General features: G+C 45.1%; 17 protein-coding genes. 11 read left to right on the forward strand and 6 right to left on the reverse strand.

Annotated features, from left to right (window positions below; all coding sequences use genetic code 11):
* Positions 1 to 230: 230 nt before the first annotated feature.
* The 3 genes from Q4Q52_RS03840 to Q4Q52_RS03850 form a co-directional block, all read right to left on the reverse strand.
* Positions 231 to 551, reverse strand: a complete 321-nt coding sequence (locus Q4Q52_RS03840; RefSeq protein WP_107949078.1) for a hypothetical protein — start codon at positions 549 to 551, stop codon at positions 231 to 233.
* A 73-nt stretch (positions 552 to 624) separates the two neighbouring features.
* Complete coding sequence (locus Q4Q52_RS03845) at positions 625 to 1,209, reverse strand: peptidylprolyl isomerase (RefSeq protein WP_106651567.1); 585 nt, start codon at positions 1,207 to 1,209, stop codon at positions 625 to 627.
* 29 nt (positions 1,210 to 1,238) lie between these two features.
* Positions 1,239 to 1,805, reverse strand: coding sequence for a YajG family lipoprotein (locus Q4Q52_RS03850; protein WP_106651566.1), 567 nt, complete (start codon positions 1,803 to 1,805; stop codon positions 1,239 to 1,241).
* A gap of 146 nt (positions 1,806 to 1,951) precedes the next feature.
* On the opposite strand from Q4Q52_RS03850, the gene Q4Q52_RS03855 reads away from it, so the two are divergent.
* From Q4Q52_RS03855 to Q4Q52_RS03900, 10 genes are all read left to right on the forward strand, one after another.
* Positions 1,952 to 2,515, forward strand: coding sequence for a porin family protein (locus Q4Q52_RS03855; protein WP_311989877.1), 564 nt, complete (start codon positions 1,952 to 1,954; stop codon positions 2,513 to 2,515).
* 237 nt (positions 2,516 to 2,752) lie between these two features.
* Positions 2,753 to 3,784, forward strand: a complete 1,032-nt coding sequence (locus Q4Q52_RS03860) for a DUF2804 domain-containing protein (protein ID WP_311987333.1) — start codon at positions 2,753 to 2,755, stop codon at positions 3,782 to 3,784.
* A gap of 143 nt (positions 3,785 to 3,927) precedes the next feature.
* On the forward strand, positions 3,928 to 4,794 hold the full coding sequence (locus tag Q4Q52_RS03865; protein WP_311989878.1) for a sterol desaturase family protein: 867 nt from the start codon (positions 3,928 to 3,930) through the stop codon (positions 4,792 to 4,794).
* A gap of 169 nt (positions 4,795 to 4,963) precedes the next feature.
* The gene (locus Q4Q52_RS03870; RefSeq protein ID WP_311987463.1) at positions 4,964 to 5,602 is read left to right on the forward strand and encodes a hypothetical protein; all 639 of its coding nucleotides are present in this window, start codon (positions 4,964 to 4,966) and stop codon (positions 5,600 to 5,602) included.
* Between the two features lie 447 nt (positions 5,603 to 6,049).
* Positions 6,050 to 7,441, forward strand: a complete 1,392-nt coding sequence (gene mpl, locus Q4Q52_RS03875) for a UDP-N-acetylmuramate:L-alanyl-gamma-D-glutamyl-meso-diaminopimelate ligase (RefSeq protein ID WP_311989879.1) — start codon at positions 6,050 to 6,052, stop codon at positions 7,439 to 7,441.
* Between the two features lies 1 nt (position 7,442).
* On the forward strand, positions 7,443 to 8,102 hold the full coding sequence (locus Q4Q52_RS03880) for a flavin prenyltransferase UbiX (RefSeq protein WP_006080284.1): 660 nt from the start codon (positions 7,443 to 7,445) through the stop codon (positions 8,100 to 8,102).
* Positions 8,103 to 8,109: 7 nt separating this feature from the next.
* Positions 8,110 to 8,640, forward strand: coding sequence for a hypoxanthine phosphoribosyltransferase (hpt, locus tag Q4Q52_RS03885; protein ID WP_011845844.1), 531 nt, complete (start codon positions 8,110 to 8,112; stop codon positions 8,638 to 8,640).
* 206 nt (positions 8,641 to 8,846) lie between these two features.
* On the forward strand, positions 8,847 to 9,785 hold the full coding sequence (locus tag Q4Q52_RS03890; protein ID WP_311890959.1) for an ABC transporter ATP-binding protein: 939 nt from the start codon (positions 8,847 to 8,849) through the stop codon (positions 9,783 to 9,785).
* Entirely contained in the window at positions 9,782 to 10,552 is a 771-nt protein-coding gene (locus tag Q4Q52_RS03895) for an ABC transporter permease (RefSeq protein WP_006080287.1), read from the forward strand. Before Q4Q52_RS03890 ends, Q4Q52_RS03895 begins: the two co-directional genes overlap by 4 nt.
* Positions 10,553 to 10,707: 155 nt before the next feature.
* Entirely contained in the window at positions 10,708 to 11,220 is a 513-nt protein-coding gene (locus Q4Q52_RS03900) for a hypothetical protein (protein WP_311890958.1), read from the forward strand.
* A 62-nt stretch (positions 11,221 to 11,282) separates the two neighbouring features.
* Here Q4Q52_RS03900 and Q4Q52_RS03905 read toward each other — a convergent pair whose 3' ends face one another.
* The 3 genes from Q4Q52_RS03905 to rluA all read right to left on the reverse strand — a co-directional run bounded on the left by Q4Q52_RS03905 (position 11,283) and on the right by rluA (position 17,178).
* Complete coding sequence (locus tag Q4Q52_RS03905; protein WP_311989880.1) at positions 11,283 to 15,737, reverse strand: rhombosortase-dependent M36 family metallopeptidase; 4,455 nt, start codon at positions 15,735 to 15,737, stop codon at positions 11,283 to 11,285.
* Positions 15,738 to 15,943: 206 nt separating this feature from the next.
* A complete protein-coding gene (asnC, locus tag Q4Q52_RS03910) occupies positions 15,944 to 16,405 on the reverse strand; it encodes a transcriptional regulator AsnC (protein WP_006080290.1) in 462 nt (153 codons plus the stop codon).
* A gap of 95 nt (positions 16,406 to 16,500) precedes the next feature.
* Positions 16,501 to 17,178 carry a bifunctional tRNA pseudouridine(32) synthase/23S rRNA pseudouridine(746) synthase RluA gene (gene rluA / locus Q4Q52_RS03915; RefSeq protein WP_012588501.1) on the reverse strand — a complete coding sequence of 226 codons (678 nt, stop codon included), beginning with the start codon at positions 17,176 to 17,178 and terminating at the stop codon, positions 16,501 to 16,503.
* A 216-nt stretch (positions 17,179 to 17,394) separates the two neighbouring features.
* Between rluA and Q4Q52_RS03920 the strand changes: the two genes are divergently transcribed.
* The gene (locus Q4Q52_RS03920; RefSeq protein ID WP_106651557.1) at positions 17,395 to 19,311 is read left to right on the forward strand and encodes a U32 family peptidase; all 1,917 of its coding nucleotides are present in this window, start codon (positions 17,395 to 17,397) and stop codon (positions 19,309 to 19,311) included.
* Positions 19,312 to 19,376 lie beyond the last annotated feature (65 nt).

Below are 19,376 nucleotides of genomic sequence, written 5' to 3' on the forward strand. Positions count from 1 at the left end.
TACAAGGCTCTCGTTTGGCGCATTTTGGTGATTGAATATGGCTTAAGCGTTAATCTTCTGTTGCTAAGCGTTTGCAGTGATTTTCATCGTCAGCATTAATTGTCGGCATTGATTGCCTGTATTAATACCTTGAGTAGAAGAGAGCACAAAAATGAAGGGGGAGGAATCAATTACGCGATATAAAAAGGCCCTGATAACAGGGCCATTTTCTATTGATAGGCATGCAGAACTTAAGGTCTTATCCCAACGCATCCCTGTGGCACTCGGCCGCCTAAACTCAGAAAGTCACAGCAATCATTTACTTGCTTACGCAGATATTGATTACCGCGGATCACACAGTCAGGCCACCTGTTAAAGCTGTGAAGCAAGTGCCAAAACACTTTTTCAGTTTCCGTTTGCGCTTCGCCAGTCGAATTCAATTGTTGCCATTCTTCTAACGTGTCCCATAAGTAAAGTTGCACTTCATGGAAGTCGAGTTCTTCACTCAAAAACGCTTTTCCATAAAAGGCGAGTTGGGGCGCTTTATTATCGATGAACTCAGTTGCCGTCATCGTTTGCCTCCTTTCTGTTTGCTATAACAGTATAGATGCAAAATTAGCGCTTTTGCTCGAAATTATTTTTGGATTACTGTTTAGGTAATAACTTAGCGGTTTTCAATACGATAGGTGTCACAGGGACGTCAGGCCAATTGAGCTTAGTGTTCGTGCCTGTCTCAACGACAGCCATAGCTTCGAGGACAGTTTTACCTTCAATCACTTCACCAAATACGGCATAACCCCAACGGCGTTTGGATGGGTCGAGCTTAGTATTGTCGGCCACGTTGAAGTAGAACTGGCGTGTGGCTGAGTGCGGCTCGTTTTCCCGCGCCATGGCGATAGTGCCTATGCTGTTGGTGAGACCATTTCCTGATTCGTTGACTATCGGCTTGCCGTCAGGCAACTCTTCATACTTAGGGGTGAGTCCACCGCCTTGCACCACAAAGTCACTGATCACACGGTGAAATATCGTGTTGTCGTATTCGCCTTTGACGACATAAGTTAAAAAGTTATCGACAGTGATAGGTGCGCGTGTTCTATCTAGCTCGACCACTATTTTGCCTAAGCTAGTGTCAAACTCGACTCTGGGATACAAGGTATCGGCTTGAATGTCGAGCGCGAGGCTATTGTGACTCATAAAGAGAAATAAGAGGGCTGATATCCAACGGAGCATATTGATTTCCTTATAATAAACTGACGCTGTTATTGTTGTAGAAACTGATTAAGCTCAGGATCATTGAGAATTTCACCTGTGAGTTGGCCGAGTAATTTATTCATATCCAGCTCTAAGGTCGCAAAATCGGGTGTTAAAGGGCCTTTCAAGGTGCCTTTTGCCTTGTAACGTTTAACCAGTTCTTGGGTTGAGTTTTTGGCTTGCACTGCGATTAACACACTGTGTTTTGCCTCATAGCCAAAAGTCTTTTTAGTGACATCCATTTGCAATTCTTCTAATTGAATTTGCACTGAATTAGTCGCGCTAGGATCGATTTGATAACCCGCTTGGCTAAAGCCTGCGCGGAATACTTCATCGAGCAGTAATTTAGGCGGTTCACTCGGGCCGACCAAACGTGTTTTTGTCCCTTCTTCAATAAAACGCGCCACGTAATCGACGGTGCGCGTATCGACTGTTTCAAGAGAGATAGGTACAGATTGCGCCGTTTGTTGACTGATATTGGGCACTTGGGGACTGAAAGCCATATGAGTCGGGTTTTGGCTGGCACAGCCCGCGAACAGCAGGGGAAAAGTCAAAGTCAGTAATAGCCGTTTCATGGGATCTCTCGTACAAGTAAAAGTGGCTACAGCATACCAGAAATCACTTTTGATGCCACAGAACACCTTGATTCAGTTGGAGTACAGCTTTTAGTGATAATATCCAGCGTTCACTATGGGTTAGTTCATTTCTTTAGGTGCAAAATATGCCAAAACTGTCGTTAATTTCGTTTATTGTGGGCCTGACACTGGCGTCCAGCATCATTAGCACCAATGCATTTGCTGGGGACTCTGCCCATATACTCGGCGGCAGTTTAGGCTACGGTAGCCAAGAGTTTGAAACTAAGAATGGTAAATATGATGCCGGTGACACCCTGAGTGGCGACTTATATTACCGTTATATGCTCAACGAGCATTTTGGGGTTGAAGCGGGTTATTTAGCTGGTTCCGGTGGTGTTGCGAGTGCGCTTGTCAGTATTATCAGCGAGATAAAAAACTTGAGTTATAACGGTGTTAGAACCACAGCCTACGGAGAGTATGCGTTGTCTCGCGGTAACAGCCTTTATGCCAAGCTGGGCGCTGCCTACACTCAAGTGAGCTATGAGATGGATAAGCAGGAGATGGACTCGAACGATGTCGGCTTTTATGGCGCGGTTGGTTGGCAATATCGCTTTAAGTCAGGATTCGGTTTGAATTTGGAATATGAATATCTTCCGATGAAAGAGTTAGAGTTGCAGGGGATCAACTTTGGAATGAGCTATCGATTCTAGTCCTGCTTAGCATTTAGCATTTAGCATTTAGCATTTAGCATTAAAGCGCCTTAGGGCGCTTTTTTCGTTTTATAACCTAGGATGATAAAGCATTAAACAGAATACTGGTTGGCAACAAAATGACAACATTTTGACCTTGCACTCTTTTAATGCAAAGGGAGACGGGTTAGAGTAAAAATTCGATGTTTAGAATGAGAGAGCACAGATGCTCCCGCGTCCTTTCTGTAAGGCATAGTCATGTTAACGATAGCTACGCAAATCGCCCCAGATAGCCTGATCAATCCAAAGGGGTTACCCCATTTCGGGCATTTCGATGGCATAGTCAAAACCTTAGGTTTAGCGGACTTTGCTTATTTCGATACTATGGATAAACCCGCTTCAGCGTGGGCCAAGCATTTCGATTATAAACAGTTTCAGTTTGTCTCTTTGGTCACGCCGCGTTATGTCCTTGGTATCGCACTTGCCGATATTGCTTACGTCGGCAGTGCGTTTTGTTATTTATACGACATAAAAACCAACACTCTCACCCAGCTTGATTGGCTAAAACCTTTAAGATTTGGCTATCAGATGACGCCATCGCCCGCCGAGGGGCGAAGTAGTATTGGCAGTAAAGGGGCGAAGTTAAGCTTTGAGATTGTAGAGGGTGGTTGGCGGTTAATGATTGATACTAAAAATATTCAAGCCGATGTGACTTTGCACTCAGCACCCTTAAGTTTGCCTATGGCCATGTGTAGCCCTACGGGATACAACGGCTGGACTTACACACAGAAACATAATGGTTTGACGGTTAAAGGTAGTTTGACTGTAGCTCATGAGCCGCAGCCGCTGAATCACGCTTTAGCTGGTTATGATTTTTCGGCGGGTTACATGCGCCGCGATACGAGTTGGCGCTGGGCGTCGATCAACGCGCGGATCCATGAGGGCATTATGGGGCTTAATTTAGCTGCGGGCGTCAATGAAACCGGCGCTATTGAAAATGTCTTTTGGATTAATGGTGAGCGTCATTTACTCGGACCAGTGCAGTTTGAATTTGATCGTCACGCCACGCTCGGCGCCGAAGTCTGGCGAGTTTACAGTCAAAATGGCCAAGTGGATCTACAATTTGCAGCGCGCAATTGTCGCAGTGAAAAGCGTAACTTGCTCTTGCTTAAGAGCAATTTTCGCCAATTCATCGGTCATTTCAGCGGCACGATTACCGATAATCAAGGGCGCAGTTACCAGTTGAATAATGTGCTGGGACTCGCCGAAGATCACTATGCCCGCTGGTAACCAAATGCGGGTCGTAAAACGCGACTAACCGACCACTGTTGTCTGTGTTGTGGCGTTTAATGCGGTTTATAAAATTCGCTCAGAATCGATATAAAAAACACTAAAAATAATCATAAAACAACAAGAGAACAGGACGACCTTATATGGATATCGCCTCGCTGATCCAGCACCCCGAAGTGTTACTGCTCGTGCTCGCGCCGTTGTTTTTCGTGTGTATTTTGCTGGAATGGTATTTTGGCGATAAAAAACAAAAGCTACCCTTGAGTGCACGTTATCGCGGCCAAGAAGTGCTGTGTAATTTCAGCCTCGCAGCAATGCATCAAGGTGCCGATCTGCTCACTGGCTTGTTGATCGCTAAGCTGTATCTGGCGATGTTTGGTTGGAAGTTATTCGATATTGAAATGGGCCCATTAAGCTTTATTGCCTTGATGGTTGCGCAGGATTTTTGTTACTACTGGTTCCACAGGGCGAGCCACAGAGTGCGTTGGATGTGGGCGGCTCACGTGGTGCACCACAGCTCTGAGAATATGAATTTTAGTACGGCTTTTCGTCAGAGTTTAATGTATCCATTGGCGGGAATGTGGGTATTTTGGTTACCGCTGGTGGTCATAGGTTTCGATCCAAACTGGGTGGTATTTGTGGTATTACTCAATCTGGGATTGCAATTTTTTGTGCATACCCAAGCGATTAAATCACTCGGACCGCTGGAATGGGTCTTTAATACACCGTCACATCACAGGGTGCACCACGGTCGTAATCCCCAATATATAGATAAAAACTATGCGGGCGTGCTGATTATTTGGGACAAGCTGTTTGGCACTTTTGAGCCCGAAGTGGAGACAGTGATCTACGGTATCACTAAGCCTGTGAATAGTTTTAATCCCCTTAAAGTGACGTTTAGCGAATGGCGAGACATGTTTGCTGAGGTCACCGCAATAGGCTTGAGTGTTAAACAACGACTACGTATCTTGTTTGCTCCGCCTTCCAGCAGTTTAAAAAACGAGGAATAACAATCCACTGTATTTTCCAAGTTAAATAGCGCAAATGGCTAATAGCCTCTTCAATTTAGCCTTGCTAGCCTATATTCCGTTTTTTGCCAGTATTTTGGTGTAAAAATGTACAACATCATACTTTGGTGGTACTTTTTGGGATAAGGAATTTAACTTGGGAGGACTTATCATGATGGATGAACCTCGATTATCCGCGGAGGAGCTTGCTTGTTTTAGCGAACTTTTTTCGCCGACTCGTGTGGGCACTGCCTTGACTAACGATCCCCTTGTCAATCACGTGCTCACAGTCACAACTGAAGTGCCGCAAGTTATCGCTTCGATTCTCGGTAAGGCAAAACTCACTCTATTAGCCGAAGTCGGGCCCTATAAACTCTGGTTTCCGCTACTGATGAAAGTGGATGACTTTGGACAGTTTCAACCCACTTTAGGCGTGCCTGAAGTGCTCGATGCTTCGGGAGTGGAGCGCAGTTGGCGGTTAACCCAAGCCGATGATGTGTGGATATTCGACCACGATCAAGGTGAGCAATGGTCAGTTGCCTCGTTATCCAGTTCTGGCATGGCTATTCGCGCTAAATCACAGCAGCAATTTAAGCAATTGCTAGGCAGCAAAGAGCTGCAATTACAATTGCCTAATGGCGAGACTTTACGTATCGATATTGAGCCTATCCGTAGTGAGAAAGGTTTGGCCTTTGTTAAGTTTCAGGCCGAAACCGAAGAACGTGAAGCGTTACGTCAATTCTTATTTAGTCGTCACCGCTCTCAGCATGCTCAGCTCTATCGAGACTTACGCTATACCCAAGCAACCTGAAGATACGAGTTTCAGAGCGCCTAGGCTGCTTCAATTCAAGGCGCATCAATGACAGAATGTCGGCCACCTTTTGAATTGATGCAACACGGAAGTGAAGCACCCTAGGCGCTCCGTCCCGGCGGGTTTTAACGCACTTTATGCTGCGTTGGTTATTTTTAACTTAGCCCGCTAGGTCTGCAAATAACCGCCTTGCCTAAAGTGCGTTAAACTCCCGCTGAATCCTGCATCTTCAGGTTGTTTGGGTATGGTACCCTGCATTGCAACAGTTTTCGGCCTTGTGTTAGTTTTCCTGTTATCTAAAAATCTCAGTTCTGCAACTCGAATGTGAAATCCACGGATTTAAAAACTGTCATTTGCGATTGCAGTGCTTTTCGCCGATTGTTACCTGCCAATCTGTCGCCCGATGGATTAGAATGGCATTGAATTCAAAACATCAGAGCGAGCGGTATGCACGTACATATTTTAGGAATTTGTGGAACCTTCATGGGTGGTCTAGCGTTATTGGCTAGGGCAAAAGGGCACAGAGTGACGGGCTCGGATGCCAATGTCTATCCTCCAATGAGCACGCAACTAGAGGACCAAGGCATTGAGCTTATTCAAGGTTTTGATCCCAGCCAGCTGGGTGAAGCAGGGCATTATCCTGACTTAGTTGTCATTGGTAATGCTATGAGTCGGGGTAATCCTTGCGTGGAAGCCGTGTTGAACATTGGCATCCCTTATACCTCTGGCCCGCAGTTTTTAGCCGATCATATTTTGCCTGAGCGTTGGGTACTGGCAGTGTCTGGTACTCACGGTAAAACCTCGACTTCTAGTATGTTAGCTTGGATTTTAGATGATTGCGGTTATGAGCCTGGGTTCTTAATCGGTGGCGTACCGCAAAACTTTGGTGTGTCGGCGCGTTTAGGCAAGACGGCTTTTTTTGTGGTTGAGGCCGATGAATACGACAGTGCCTTCTTCGATAAACGTTCGAAATTCGTGCATTATCATCCACGTACCTTAGTGATCAACAATCTTGAGTTCGATCATGCCGATATTTTTGCCGATCTGGCCGCGATTCAAAAACAGTTTAATCATTTAGTTCGCACTGTACCTGGCGAAGGAAAGATCGTTTGGCCAGCCGATTCCCATGCCGTTAAGCAAACGATTGATATGGGTTGCTGGAGCGAGCAGGAAAACTATCATTTAGCTGAATCGATCAGCGGTTGGTATGGCAAAGCCTTAAGTGATGATTGCCATCGCTTTGAAGTGTTTTTTGATGGTGAGTCCCAAGGCATTCTCGAATGGGATTTGATTGGTCAGCACAATATTGAAAACGCCATGATGGCCATTGCTGCTGCGCGTCACGTGGGCGTTAAGCCGAATGCCGCGATTGACGCCTTGGCTAAATTTATGCCACCTAAACGTCGACTCGAATTACTCGGAACCGTTAATGGCGTGAGCGTATATGATGATTTCGCTCACCACCCAACGGCGATTGCGACCACCTTAAAAGGCATGCGGGCTAAGGTCGGTCAGAGCAAGATTACTGTAGTACTCGAGCCGCGCTCAAACACTATGAAGAGCGGTGTCCATAAGGACACTTTAGCTTTTTCTATGATGCAAGCCGACGAAGCCTTTTTATATCAAGCCGATACCATCGACTGGAATATGAAAGAAGCCATGGAAGCGGCGGTGATCCCTGTGACTGTGTTACATCAAATTGATGATGTGGTCGCCAAAGTGGCGGCAACGTCCAAAGCGGGTGACACCATAGTGGTGATGAGTAACGGTGGCTTTGGCGGTTTACATAAGAAGTTATTGGCCGCATTAGAGCTACGTTCAACTGCAGAGCAGGTTTAAGATGAGCTACACAAAGTCGACAAAGGCGATTAGCTTAGCTTGGACAGGTGCCTCGGGTGCACCTTATGGGCTTAAGTTACTCGAGTGTCTATTGGTATCGGGTTATCAAGTGTTTTTGATGATCTCCAGTGCCGCTCGGGTAGTATTAGCGACTGAACACGGTTTGCAGTTAAGCGCCAACAGCGACAAAGCCCATGCCCAGCTGTTGGCTTTGCTGCACGAAAAAGGCGTGATTATCACTGGCGAGTTAGTGGTGTTAGGCAAAGATGAGTGGTTTTCACCGCCCGCATCGGGCAGCGCCGCACCTAAACAGATGGTGATTTGCCCTTGCTCGACGGGGACGTTAGCGGCTGTGGCTACCGGAATGAGTAATAATTTACTCGAACGCGCCGCCGATGTGGTGATTAAAGAGCGCGGCCAACTTATCCTAGTGCCGAGGGAAACTCCTTTTAGTGCCATACACTTAGAGCATATGTTGAGCCTTTCTCGCCTCGGCGCGACCATTATGCCCGCCGCCCCCGGTTTTTATCACAATCCCAAATCGGTTGAAGATCTGGTAGACTTTATGGTCGCTCGAATTCTCGATCATTTGGGCGTTGACCATGCATTAACGAGTCGCTGGGGTTATGACAAACAGTCTAACCGCGACCTCGACAATTGAGACTTATATGAAACACACCACCGAAGTGATGATCTCTGCGGAAGAGATAAGCCAGAAATTGGATCAAATGGCCGAGCTAATCAATGCCCATTATGCCCACAGCGAACGTCTGCTGATGGTAGGCTTGTTAAAAGGCTCAGTGGTCTTTATGGCTGACCTGTGTCGCCGAATTAAAGGCCATGTTGAAATCGATTTTATGTCGGTTTCCAGTTATGGCAATGCTATGACCAGCTCACGGGATGTGAAAGTGCTGAAAGATGTGCAATCAGATATCGCCGGTCGCGATGTATTGATTGTGGAAGACTTGATTGACTCAGGTAACACCTTAAGCAAAGTGCGCGAGATGCTGTTACTGCGCGAGCCTAAGAGCCTTGCACTGTGCACCCTGCTGGATAAACCTGAACGTCGTGAAGTGGATGTGAAGGTCGATTTTATCGGTTTCACTATCCCTGATGAGTTTATCGTGGGTTATGGTATTGATTATGCAGAGCAATATCGCAATCTGCCTTACATCGCGAAAGTCGTGCCACTCGATTAAGTGTCCGATATCGTTTAAAACTCCCGCAACAGGCGGGAGTTTTGCTTTTTACGGTTATATAAAAAATAGTATAAATAATTGAACCATTAAAGATTGGTTTTTCAATTGATTAGCTAATTTTTTGCTTTAGTTCTGCAACCCATCATTGTAATTGTGTTTTTTAGCACCATCTTATTACTTCCTAATGTGTAAGGATCGGTACAAATATGGCGAATATTACCCATGCTCTGGTACTCGAAGGGCTTAAAAAAACCTATAAAGGCGGTGTCGAAGCGGTCAAAGGCATCAGCCTCACCGTCAATCAAGGGGATTTCTTTGCCTTGCTCGGCCCCAATGGTGCGGGTAAATCCACCACGATTGGTATTATCAGCTCCTTAGTGCAGAAGAGTTCAGGTTCGGTCAAAGTCTTTGATTATGATATTGATAAGCAGCTAGAACACGCCAAGCTCTGCATTGGTTTAGTGCCGCAAGAGTTTAACTTCAACCAGTTTGAAACTGTGCTGCAAATCGTGGTGAATCAAGCGGGTTACTATGGTGTGCCAAAACCGGTTGCCCTTGAGCGTGCCAAAAAATATTTAAGCCAACTGGATTTGTGGGAAAAGCGCAATAGCCCTTCGCGGGAATTATCTGGTGGCATGAAGCGACGGTTAATGATTGCTCGCGCCCTGATGCACGAACCTAAATTATTGATTTTAGATGAACCTACCGCAGGTGTGGATATTGAACTACGCCGCTCTATGTGGGAGTTTCTCAAACAAATTAATCAGCAGGGCGTGACGATCATCCTAACGACCCATTACCTCGAAGAAGCGGAAATGCTTTGCCGTAATATCGGCATTATTGATAAAGGTATTTTAGTGGAATGCACTAGCATGAAGGCGCTACTGAGTAAGCTGAATATGGAGACGTTTATTCTTGATTTGCGTAGGGATACAGCTACTGCACCCGTACTCGATGGCATGACTTGCCGCTTAACCGACCCTCATACTTTAGAGGTGGATGTGGTGAAAGAGCATAATCTCAACGATGTCTTTAGCCAATTAAGTGCGGCCAATATAGAAGTGCTATCGATGCGCAACAAGTCTAATCGCTTAGAAGAACTCTTCGTCGAACTCGTGAAGAAAACTCAGGGAGTCTCTGCATGAACCAGCTCTACTTTATCGCCTTTAAAAGCATCTTAAGCAAAGAAATCAATCGTTTTACGCGAATTTGGATCCAGACCTTAGTCCCGCCAGCGATTACCATGACCTTGTATTTTTTGATTTTTGGTAACTTAGTCGGCAGCCGGATTGGAGAAATGGGCGGCGTATCTTATATGGAGTTTATCGCCCCTGGTTTGATCATGATGTCGGTGATCACTAACTCTTACTCGAATGTCGCTAGCTCATTTTACAGTGCCAAGTTTCAACGTAATTTAGAAGAGTTGATGGTGGCACCAGTGCCCCATTATGTGCTGATTGCTGGCTACGTAGGTGGCGGCGTGGCGCGCGGTTTGTGTGTTGGCCTGATAGTGACGTTAGTGGCCATGTTCTTTGTCGACATTAGCTTACATCATGCAGGTTTAGTGGTGATGACAGTGTTTTTAACTTCAGTGTTATTTTCATTGGGTGGCTTAATTAACGCTGTTTTTGCTAAAAGCTTCGACGACATTAGTATCATCCCCACCTTTGTGCTTACCCCATTAACTTACCTTGGCGGCGTATTTTACTCCCTGTCACTCTTGCCCCCTTTCTGGCAAGGCGTGTCGGCACTCAACCCTGTGGTCTATATGATCAACGTGTTCCGCTATGGCTTTTTAGGCTTCGCCGACATCAGCGTGCCACTATCCATTGCCATTATGATCGGTTTCTGTGTCGCCCTGTGGACCTTAGCGTATTACTTAGTCTCGCGCGGAATAGGGTTACGTTCGTAACTGCTTAAAAATCAAGGTTGAGATTTTGAAGGGCATAAATTGTTATGCCCTTTTTTATACGTAAATTTTGGTTTAGGCATTATTTTGCTTCATTTGTTATAGGAACTTGTTAAGGTAAATCTATAACTCGGCTCGTCATTTTTAAGGATAAAAGTATGAGAAATACTTTATACATACTCGTTGTGAGTTGTTTATTTGGCTGTAATAATGCAAAAAATGAAACGGTAGCCACTGACAACCTTTCAGATAACAGTGCTAAGGTTGCAGCTTCACCCGCACAAGATCTTGCGTTAAATCTACAGCAAAAAGTAGCTTCAGCACCCAAAGGTGCTAATTCATCTACAGAGAAAAATAAATTGTATCGTTATCAATTTAATGGCCGTCAGTTTACTGTCTTAACAGAACAGTTAGTCAAAGGAACTGTGGTTTACGATACCCAAATGTCTGTATTTGGAAAGATAAAAGGCTCGTTGGTACTTGTTACTCAGTTGCCATTATCAACCTTCTCCTCAGGCTTTAGCATTGATAACATTGCTGATAATACCTATCGACTGATCCCACTCGATAGCCGTATTTTATTGCTTGATGTGCTTAAGCATCTACAGGAGTTTGGTCAGGTTGAGCTGGAAGTTGATTATAGTCCAATGGATAAAGTCCCCACTATTTAGAGAGTTAGGTCGCAGATAATAAAAAAGCCGCAAATTGCGGCTTTTAAATTTTGGTTATCTTATTATTTACGGCGGCGTAGTGCAGCCAAAGGTAACAAGATGAATGATAGCCAACCTAAACTACCACCAGAAGATTTACTCGGTGTTTCGACTGGAATGTCATTTACTTTTATTGACACGGTACTTACCACGTCGTCCATTCCATCATTTACTGTCAAGGCAAACGTGAGTGTTTCAGTTGCACTGACTTGCGGTGCCGTGAAGCTCAACGAAGCCGAATTTGCACCGGTTAATGTTACTGTATTTCCTGACGTTTGAGCCCAAGAGTAAGTAAGTACATCACTGGAGTCAGCATCAACTGCTACAGCGTTTATGCTAACTGCTTCACCTTCTTTAACTTCGGTTGCACTAGGGGTTAAATTAACGGTTGGAAGACTATTATTGTTTACGGTGATTGACACCGTACTTACAACATCGTCAGTACCATCATTCACGGTTAGTGTAAATTCTAATACCTCAGAGGAATCCAACAGTGGTGCGGTTACACTTAATGATGCAGTGGTTTCACCTGTCAGTGTCGCTGCAGTACCTGAGGTTTGAGCCCAAGAGTAAGTAAGTGTATCACTAGTATCTGCATCAACTGCTGTTGCATTGATACTCATTGAGCCACCCTCTTTAACTTCTGTAGCGCTAGGAGTCAAAGTGACGCTTGGACGATTATTATCATTTACTTTGATAGATACAGTGCTAACAACATCCGCTGTACCATCATTCACTGTTAGCATGAACTCTAAAACCTCATTGGCTTCAACACTTGGTGCATTGAAACTTAAGAAGGCGGTATTGGCTCCTGTCAGCGTAGCAGTCGTTCCTGCGGTTTGTGTCCAAGTATAAGTGAGGACATCATTGGCGTTAGCATCAATTGCTGTTGCATTAATGTTAACAGTCTCACCTTCTTTTACTTCTGATGCACTTGTAGCTAAAACTACATTAGGTACGCGGTTATCACAGGCATTGAGATCGCCCGCAGTTTGTTCATTAAACACACTCGTTACAATATTTGAGAAGGTAATGTTATCGACAATCCAACCAAATTCATTCGAGTTAGTATCTGAAACAATACGGAAGCGGAAACGAACTTCGTTACCATTTAATTTAGTACCGAAGTTCACTGTTTCATTCGCGCCTGGGAACGCCATGAAGCCAGTAAAGGTTTGACGTCCAGGAAGTAGATCTTCGAGTACACCTGTATAGCCAGCACCTTCAAATACGCCACCAACTTGTGTTACATCCGCCCAATCGCCTCCATTGATACTGATTTCTACCACACCGCCATCATAGTTTTCTTCAATTTCAAAGTATTGGAACCAGCTAATTTTAAAGTCGCCACCATAGCCAACAGTTACAGGCTTAGTCTCGTAAGCAACGTCTGAAGCAAAACCGTTGTTGGCGATACGAAGGTATTGAGTGTCAACAGGGAAGTAGTCTACATAATCGCTTTCAAGTTTCGCAGTGCCTTTGGCCATATCACCACCGCTGATGACATGCTCTTTAAAATCGACTAACCCTGCCTGATTTTCCATATCACTTATAGACATATTGCTAACAGGGGCTTTATCTTTGAAGTCCATGTTAACTGTAGTCGTAAAGCTATACTCATCAGCCTCAGTTCCTTCATCTAACGATGGGAACGTCAGTTTTAATACTACGCTATCTGCAGTTGCAGCCTCATTGAGCGTCAGTTCAATAGGAATACTCGTCGCTTCCGCAAATAAGTCAAGAGAACCAAATGTGACTTTGCCATCATTTGCAAAGGTAATATTTTGGCCACTTGTAACCTCAACCTTACCTTCTAGTCCTTCAAATGTTTTGCTGCCTCGGTTAGTTATTGTGAAGCTAACCGTTCCTGTCTCACCTTTATCAAGAATGCCATCTTTACTGCAATAACCTACTGTCAAGCCTTCGTAATCGGCATTGACTGTGTGATTGCTAACCCCAAAACTAGATAGTTCAGCTTTATAAGATTCTACAACACCTTGATGTTTGGCATCGTAGCGAGCGGGTGAAACAGCACCAAGACCCATACCACGACGAGCAAAGGCTTTAACGAAAAGCTCATAGTCTTTCGGTTCATTTGCGTAGGCAGCGGCAAGTAAGGCGTCACGAGCCTCGGTATAAGTTGGCGCAATTGGTGTCATCTTATAAGCGGCAACGAGGTAGTTCATCATCATGCTTCGAGCTTCTGCAAAGCTATAACGTTCGTCGTTGATTAATGAAACATAACAGTCCCAAAGCATTGCGGCCCAAGGTTCACCTGCATCATGGACTTCAGCATTACCATTGACATCAGCTCCAGTTCCTTTGCCAAGTTCAACATTACCGAAGGTTAGTGGGTTGACTTCCATATCAGTACTATAAGGGTAGTTACGTATGCCGTTAAAGAAGGATGCAACATAAGTAATTGCAGCATAAGGTTTTTGGAATAACTCGTTGCCAGGGATCAGTGCATCATTTTCTTCAGAAATCACTAACAATGCATGGAAATCTCCCCAGCCTTCGCCCATCGAACGGCCTTGTTGGTTGATTAGACCTGATGAGTTACCTACTAAACGGTTACTGATGTAGTGCCCCCATTCGTGGGCAACAATCGCATTATCCCAAGAGCTATCTTTAAATGGCTTAGTATTGAACATGGTGACTGTGACGGGTTTAGTCGCATCGAGTTGCGCATAAATCAATGCGCCATCATTTTTTGATAAACCAATACTAGGGATTTTAACTGTATCATCGGTGCCACCCATAGGTGCTGGTTCTACAGTGCCAGAGTTATTCGCAATAAGCACACCAATAGCACCTGCTTGCTGAGCAAACTTAGCTTTAACGGTAAATCCACAGACACCACGATCGATAATGGCAATTTTTCCAGCTAATTCAGCAGTATTTGTTGGTGCACTACAACCATCGTTAACAGGAGCTACTCCGTCAACTAAACGAACCACATCGCCACTGATTTCAAATTGACCTTGTCCAAAGCTGGCGCGTTGTGTTGAATCGAGCAAACCGATAGCAGCATCAGAGGTCACTGTAACGCCATAGTCTTCCCCGTTCACGGCATCTTTGCTATCCCAGAGATACATTTGCATTCTAGGTGATCGGCCATCAGCAGGTGTACTCATGTTGGCATTATTAAAGCCTGAGTTGTCTTGAACTTCAGCCCTAATCGCATCACCTTCTTCGCCGCCACGACCATAGTTTTGAGCTTGAGCGTTACCCGCTGCTTCATCAAAACCGTGATCATAAAACAAATCATGTAGATAGTTGTTCATGTAGAACAAGTTAACGATCGATGCCTTACGGTTATTAACTGAGCTTTCAGCTTGAGTTGTATTGTATTTGTAGTCGAAGGTTTTATCGCTGGTGATCTCAGCTGTAAAGTCGCCGTTGGTAAAGCCATCTGGAGCAAGGGCGTCCACGTAAGCAAATACGTTATTACCAGAGGTTGTTGTAGCATCTTCTGCTAACCAAGGGTCCATTGTGCTGATAGGGCCTGAAGTGATAGTAACCATAGGAGCATCTAAATATTCAGTCGCATCGACTTGGTCTTTGCTCTCAGCTGGGACAACATTACCATGAGGCCCATCCCATGGAATACCTTGTTCGTCAGCGTATATACGGTAATTGAATGCAGCTTCCTGTGCGGTAAGATTATGTTTAAATAAAACTTTGTTATCTACATCACTAATGACAAAAGAATAGAATTCAGAATCCACACTTTCATTGTCGGCGACTTCAATTTCGACATAATGCGCAGGAACAAGTGAGCCCTTTAATTCAAAAAATACCGGTTTAGCTCTAGGTTCCCCCTTAAGCATTTTTGAACTATTAGACGCGGCTACATTAAAGGACTGATATTTACCAATCTTAGACGTCGCACTGATGCTCACATCGGCAACGCCCATTGCTCTTGATGCTGCTTGTACTGCATTTTCGGGATCATTGAAATCTGTTTTTATACCTTTCAATTCAGTGACATTTGCAGTGCTTGTGGGTGATAAGCTGCCAGAAGTTGCAACTAAATTAAATTCACGATCCATTAAAACATTGAAACTGCTATTGAATACCTCAACTCCTTGATATTCTTGTTGATATTTTGCAATCATAGCGCCACGACCAGTATCGTGTAGGCTTGCTAATATTGGCTTCAAATTGGTGTTTTTACTTGTCGATAATCCGGTGACTTGATTGAGGTAAAAATCTGCAGCAAATGCGAGTTTGTACTTAGCATCTAATGCACCCATATCTGGGGTTCTTTGACCAGATTTCGCCCATTGGAAAGTCGCAGTGCCAGTTTGGACATCATACTGATCTTTCATACCGCTGACTGAGTTAGCGGCCTGAGTTTGTTGACTGTTGGTCAGGTTATTTGAGATTTGGTTGATACGGAGTGTATTGTTGTCTGCATTGGCGGCAGCTGAAAGCAGCGCCGCTGATATGGCGATCGATAGTTTTGTCTTCACAACTTCTTCCTTGTCAATTAATGCTTTCAGCACTATAGGGAACGTGCATTCAGCTTGATTGTTATAGTTATGCTGCAATCTTTGATTTTAGCAATGAAGTTGTAACACAATTTTATCACCCAGTTAACACTTTTGGTTGAAAAAAGACCTGTGTCACATTTTATGGGTCGGCACATTATTTATGGTGAATTTACTGTTTTTCCTGTTTAAGGCTTAACCGCTCTGACTATTGGATTTTGTAGGCTGATTAAGGTTTCTGTTGACTGGATTTCATCGATAGATTGAATGCGATTGATGAGTACATGCTGTAAACCATCGATGGATTGGCACATTACCTTTACGAAAATACTGTAGTTGCCTGTGGTGTAATAGGCTTCGACGACTTCTTCGAGTGCATTGAGTTTGGCTATGGCGGCAGGATAATCACCAGCACTTTTAAGATTGATACCGATAAAACAGCAGACGTCATAACCTAAGGCTTTAGGATTTACTGTGATCTGCGCGCCTGTGATTATCCCCGCTTGCTTCATTTTTTCTACCCGAACATGGATAGTGCCGGCGCTCACGCTAAAGCGTTTAGCTAGCTCAGCAAAGGGCGTGCGGGCATCCTGCATTAAGGCTTCGAGGATATGATTATCGAGTTGATCGCGCTGAAATGCGGTATCCATAAATAAATTCTCTATAACGTAATGAATTGTCATAAAGTTACGTTTTTTTATGGGGAATTGCTACCGATTTTGCCCGTCTTAGTTGATTTTAGTGATCATTGTTCGCCCAAAGGCTCACAAAAAGGCACTTCTGCGCTAAAAGTCATACTGACACCCGTGTAGGGATGTTTGATGGTGAGTTCTGCCGCATGCAGTAATAGGCGAGGGGCTAAGGATTTGGCTAATGGGTCGGCGTAAAAACCATCGCCTAAGATCGGATGACCGAGCGCCATCATATGTACCCGTAATTGGTGTGAGCGGCCAGTGATTGGCGTGAGTTTCACCAGCGTTGAGCGTTTGGCACGACTTATTACTTGGTAGTGAGTTAAAGACGGTTTGCCCACAAGATGATCGACTTTCTGTTTGGGGCGATTTGGCCAGTCGCAGATCAGAGGATAATCAACGCTACCCGTGTCATTTTTAACATGGCCAGCGACCCTTGCAAAGTAGGTCTTGCTGGTTTCTCTGTCGTGGAACTGACGTTTTAATTCACGTTCGGCGCTACGAATAAGGGCGACAACGATTACGCCTGAGGTCGCCATATCGAGGCGGTGGACGATTTGGCTATGGGGATGTTCAGCTTTTACCCGAGCATAGACACTGTCGTAATGGGCGGGGGAGCGACCGGGCACAGACAACAATCCCGAAGGTTTGTTTATGACGATAATGTCTTTATCTTGATAAAGAATATCGAGCCAAGGAGTTGTCGGTGGTTGGTAAATAAAATCAGTCATAATGAGGCCTATTCGTCAATGCGCCGCAAAGATACTCTGCTAGGCTTGAGGGTGCAAGTGCGACGCCCAAAGATTGCCTGTGGCATGAACCTTTCTGAGATGACTAAAGCATCGAAGTAAAGCACATTAGTTGATGATTTGCTGATAGAGCTGGATTTGAGTTCTTGCTATAATTACGCTCTTTTTTGTTAACGACCCTGTTGAGCCTTTGAAGCCATGAGCCAGCCAGAGATATACACTCCCGAGAATCTTTCTCACGTCCATAACCGCCTTGAGTTATTGGCGCCTGCAAAAAATGCTGACTACGGTATAGAAGCCATACGCCATGGTGCCGATGCGGTATACATAGGGGGGCCCGCATTCGGTGCGCGGGCAACGGCAGGTAACAGTGTTGAAGATATCGCGCGCCTGTGTACTTATGCTCATCAATATCATGCTCAGGTATTCGTCGCCCTCAATACCATTTTGATGGATAACGAACTGGCCGACGCCGAAAAACTCATTTGGCAATTGTACGAAGCCGGTGCCGATGCGCTGATTGTGCAGGACATGGGTGTGTTGCAACTCAATTTGCCGCCGATTGCCCTGCATGCCAGTACTCAAATGGATAACCGCAGTCCAGAAAAAGTGGCGTTTTTAGAGCAAGTTGGTTTTTCACAGGTGGTGCTCGCCCGTGAATTAGGCTTGAGCCAAATCCGTGATGTGGCCGCGCATACTAATATGCAGCTCGAATTCTTTATCCACGGCGCTCTGTGTGTGGCTTACAGTGGTTTGTGTAACTTGAGTCATTCCTTTAGTAACCGCAGTGCTAACCGCGGTGAATGCTCGCAAATGTGCCGTCTGCCGGGCAATCTTAAAACCCGTCAAGGCGATGTGTTAGCGCAGAATGAACATTTATTGTCTTTAAAAGACAATAACCAAACCGAAAACCTTGAAGCGCTCATCGATGCGGGCATTCGCTCGTTTAAGATTGAAGGTCGCTTAAAAGATTTAAGTTACGTTAAAAATGTCACCGCGCATTATCGCCAAAAGCTGGATGCGATTATGGCGCGTCGCCCTGAGTTTAAGGCTTCGTCCCACGGCCGCTGTGAACATTCTTTTATCCCCGATCCTGAAAAGACTTTTAACCGTGGCAGCACAGATTACTTTGTTAACGAACGTAGCCAAGGCATTAAAGATTTCCGCTCGCCAAAATATATCGGTGAAGAAGTCGGTAAAGTGGTTAGCATAGGCAAAGACTTTATCCAAGTGAGCTCAACCCATGAGTTTAATAACGGCGATGGCTTAGCGTTTTTCCCTGCGAATTTTGCCATGGCTAAACAATCCGATGACAAGCTGCAAGGCCTGCGAGTTAACCGCGCCGAAGGCTTAAAGCTGCATATTTTGCAGGTGCCAAAGGATTTAAAAGTCGGCATGACTTTGTACCGTAACCATAACCAAGCCTTCGAAGCCCTGTTATCGAAAGAATCGTCTAAGCGGATTATCGGCGTCGATTTACGGTTGAGCGACACCGAAGACGGACTGGCGCTGACCTTGACTGATATCTATGGCCTAAGCGCTACAGTGAATTTAACGGTCGAGAAGACACCTGCGACAGATGTCGACAAGACCCTACAAAATACCCGTACTCAGCTGGGTAAGCTCGGCAGTACTGACTTTGTTGCCCGTAGCATTAGTATCGATACGGCCCAAGCTTGGTTCTTGCCTGCATCTGTACTCAATGGTCTGCGCCGTGATGGTGTGGCCGCCTTAGAGGCTGCTCGTGTGCAAGGCTATGTGCGTCCACTGCCGTGGAAGCATAATCAAGATGCAGTCTATCCCGTCAAGCATTTGAGTTACTTAGGCAACGTTGCCAACGAAAAGGCCAAGGATTTTTATCAACGCCACGGCGTAATTGAGATCCAAGACACCTATGAGAAAAATGGCGTCACCGAAGACGTGCCATTGATGATCACTAAGCATTGTCTGCGCTTTAACTTTAATTTGTGTCCGAAGGAAGTACCAGGCATCAAGGCCGATCCTATGGTGCTTGAAATCGGTAACGATGTGCTCAAGCTGGTCTTTGACTGTCCTAAATGCGAAATGATGGTGGTCGGTGAAAACCGTCAAGTGCGAGGCCAGAAACACCTTTAACATCTGTCATTTGGAGCATTGCAGAGTGTAATGCTCCTCACACCCATTCAGCCTGCATCCGCGCG

It is taken from the genome of Shewanella sp. SP1S2-4 (genome assembly GCF_031932075.1).
GTDB classification, from domain to species: Bacteria; Pseudomonadota; Gammaproteobacteria; order Enterobacterales; family Shewanellaceae; genus Shewanella; species Shewanella baltica.

What these genes read in the sequence shown, in the direction of transcription:
- rluA (WP_012588501.1), bottom strand. Translation starts at nt 17,178, where the DNA reads ATGACTGATTTTATTTACCAACCACCGACAACTCCTTGGCTCGATATT.
- hpt (WP_011845844.1), top strand. Translation starts at nt 8,110, where the DNA reads ATGAAACACACCACCGAAGTGATGATCTCTGCGGAAGAGATAAGCCAG.
- asnC (WP_006080290.1), bottom strand. Translation starts at nt 16,405, where the DNA reads ATGGATACCGCATTTCAGCGCGATCAACTCGATAATCATATCCTCGAA.
- Q4Q52_RS03855 (WP_311989877.1), top strand. Translation starts at nt 1,952, where the DNA reads ATGCCAAAACTGTCGTTAATTTCGTTTATTGTGGGCCTGACACTGGCG.
- Q4Q52_RS03895 (WP_006080287.1), top strand. Translation starts at nt 9,782, where the DNA reads ATGAACCAGCTCTACTTTATCGCCTTTAAAAGCATCTTAAGCAAAGAA.
- Q4Q52_RS03920 (WP_106651557.1), top strand. Translation starts at nt 17,395, where the DNA reads ATGAGCCAGCCAGAGATATACACTCCCGAGAATCTTTCTCACGTCCAT.
- mpl (WP_311989879.1), top strand. Translation starts at nt 6,050, where the DNA reads ATGCACGTACATATTTTAGGAATTTGTGGAACCTTCATGGGTGGTCTA.
- Q4Q52_RS03860 (WP_311987333.1), top strand. Translation starts at nt 2,753, where the DNA reads ATGTTAACGATAGCTACGCAAATCGCCCCAGATAGCCTGATCAATCCA.
- Q4Q52_RS03870 (WP_311987463.1), top strand. Translation starts at nt 4,964, where the DNA reads ATGATGGATGAACCTCGATTATCCGCGGAGGAGCTTGCTTGTTTTAGC.
- Q4Q52_RS03880 (WP_006080284.1), top strand. Translation starts at nt 7,443, where the DNA reads ATGAGCTACACAAAGTCGACAAAGGCGATTAGCTTAGCTTGGACAGGT.
- Q4Q52_RS03900 (WP_311890958.1), top strand. Translation starts at nt 10,708, where the DNA reads ATGAGAAATACTTTATACATACTCGTTGTGAGTTGTTTATTTGGCTGT.
- Q4Q52_RS03845 (WP_106651567.1), bottom strand. Translation starts at nt 1,209, where the DNA reads ATGCTCCGTTGGATATCAGCCCTCTTATTTCTCTTTATGAGTCACAAT.
- Q4Q52_RS03865 (WP_311989878.1), top strand. Translation starts at nt 3,928, where the DNA reads ATGGATATCGCCTCGCTGATCCAGCACCCCGAAGTGTTACTGCTCGTG.
- Q4Q52_RS03850 (WP_106651566.1), bottom strand. Translation starts at nt 1,805, where the DNA reads ATGAAACGGCTATTACTGACTTTGACTTTTCCCCTGCTGTTCGCGGGC.
- Q4Q52_RS03890 (WP_311890959.1), top strand. Translation starts at nt 8,847, where the DNA reads ATGGCGAATATTACCCATGCTCTGGTACTCGAAGGGCTTAAAAAAACC.
- Q4Q52_RS03840 (WP_107949078.1), bottom strand. Translation starts at nt 551, where the DNA reads ATGACGGCAACTGAGTTCATCGATAATAAAGCGCCCCAACTCGCCTTT.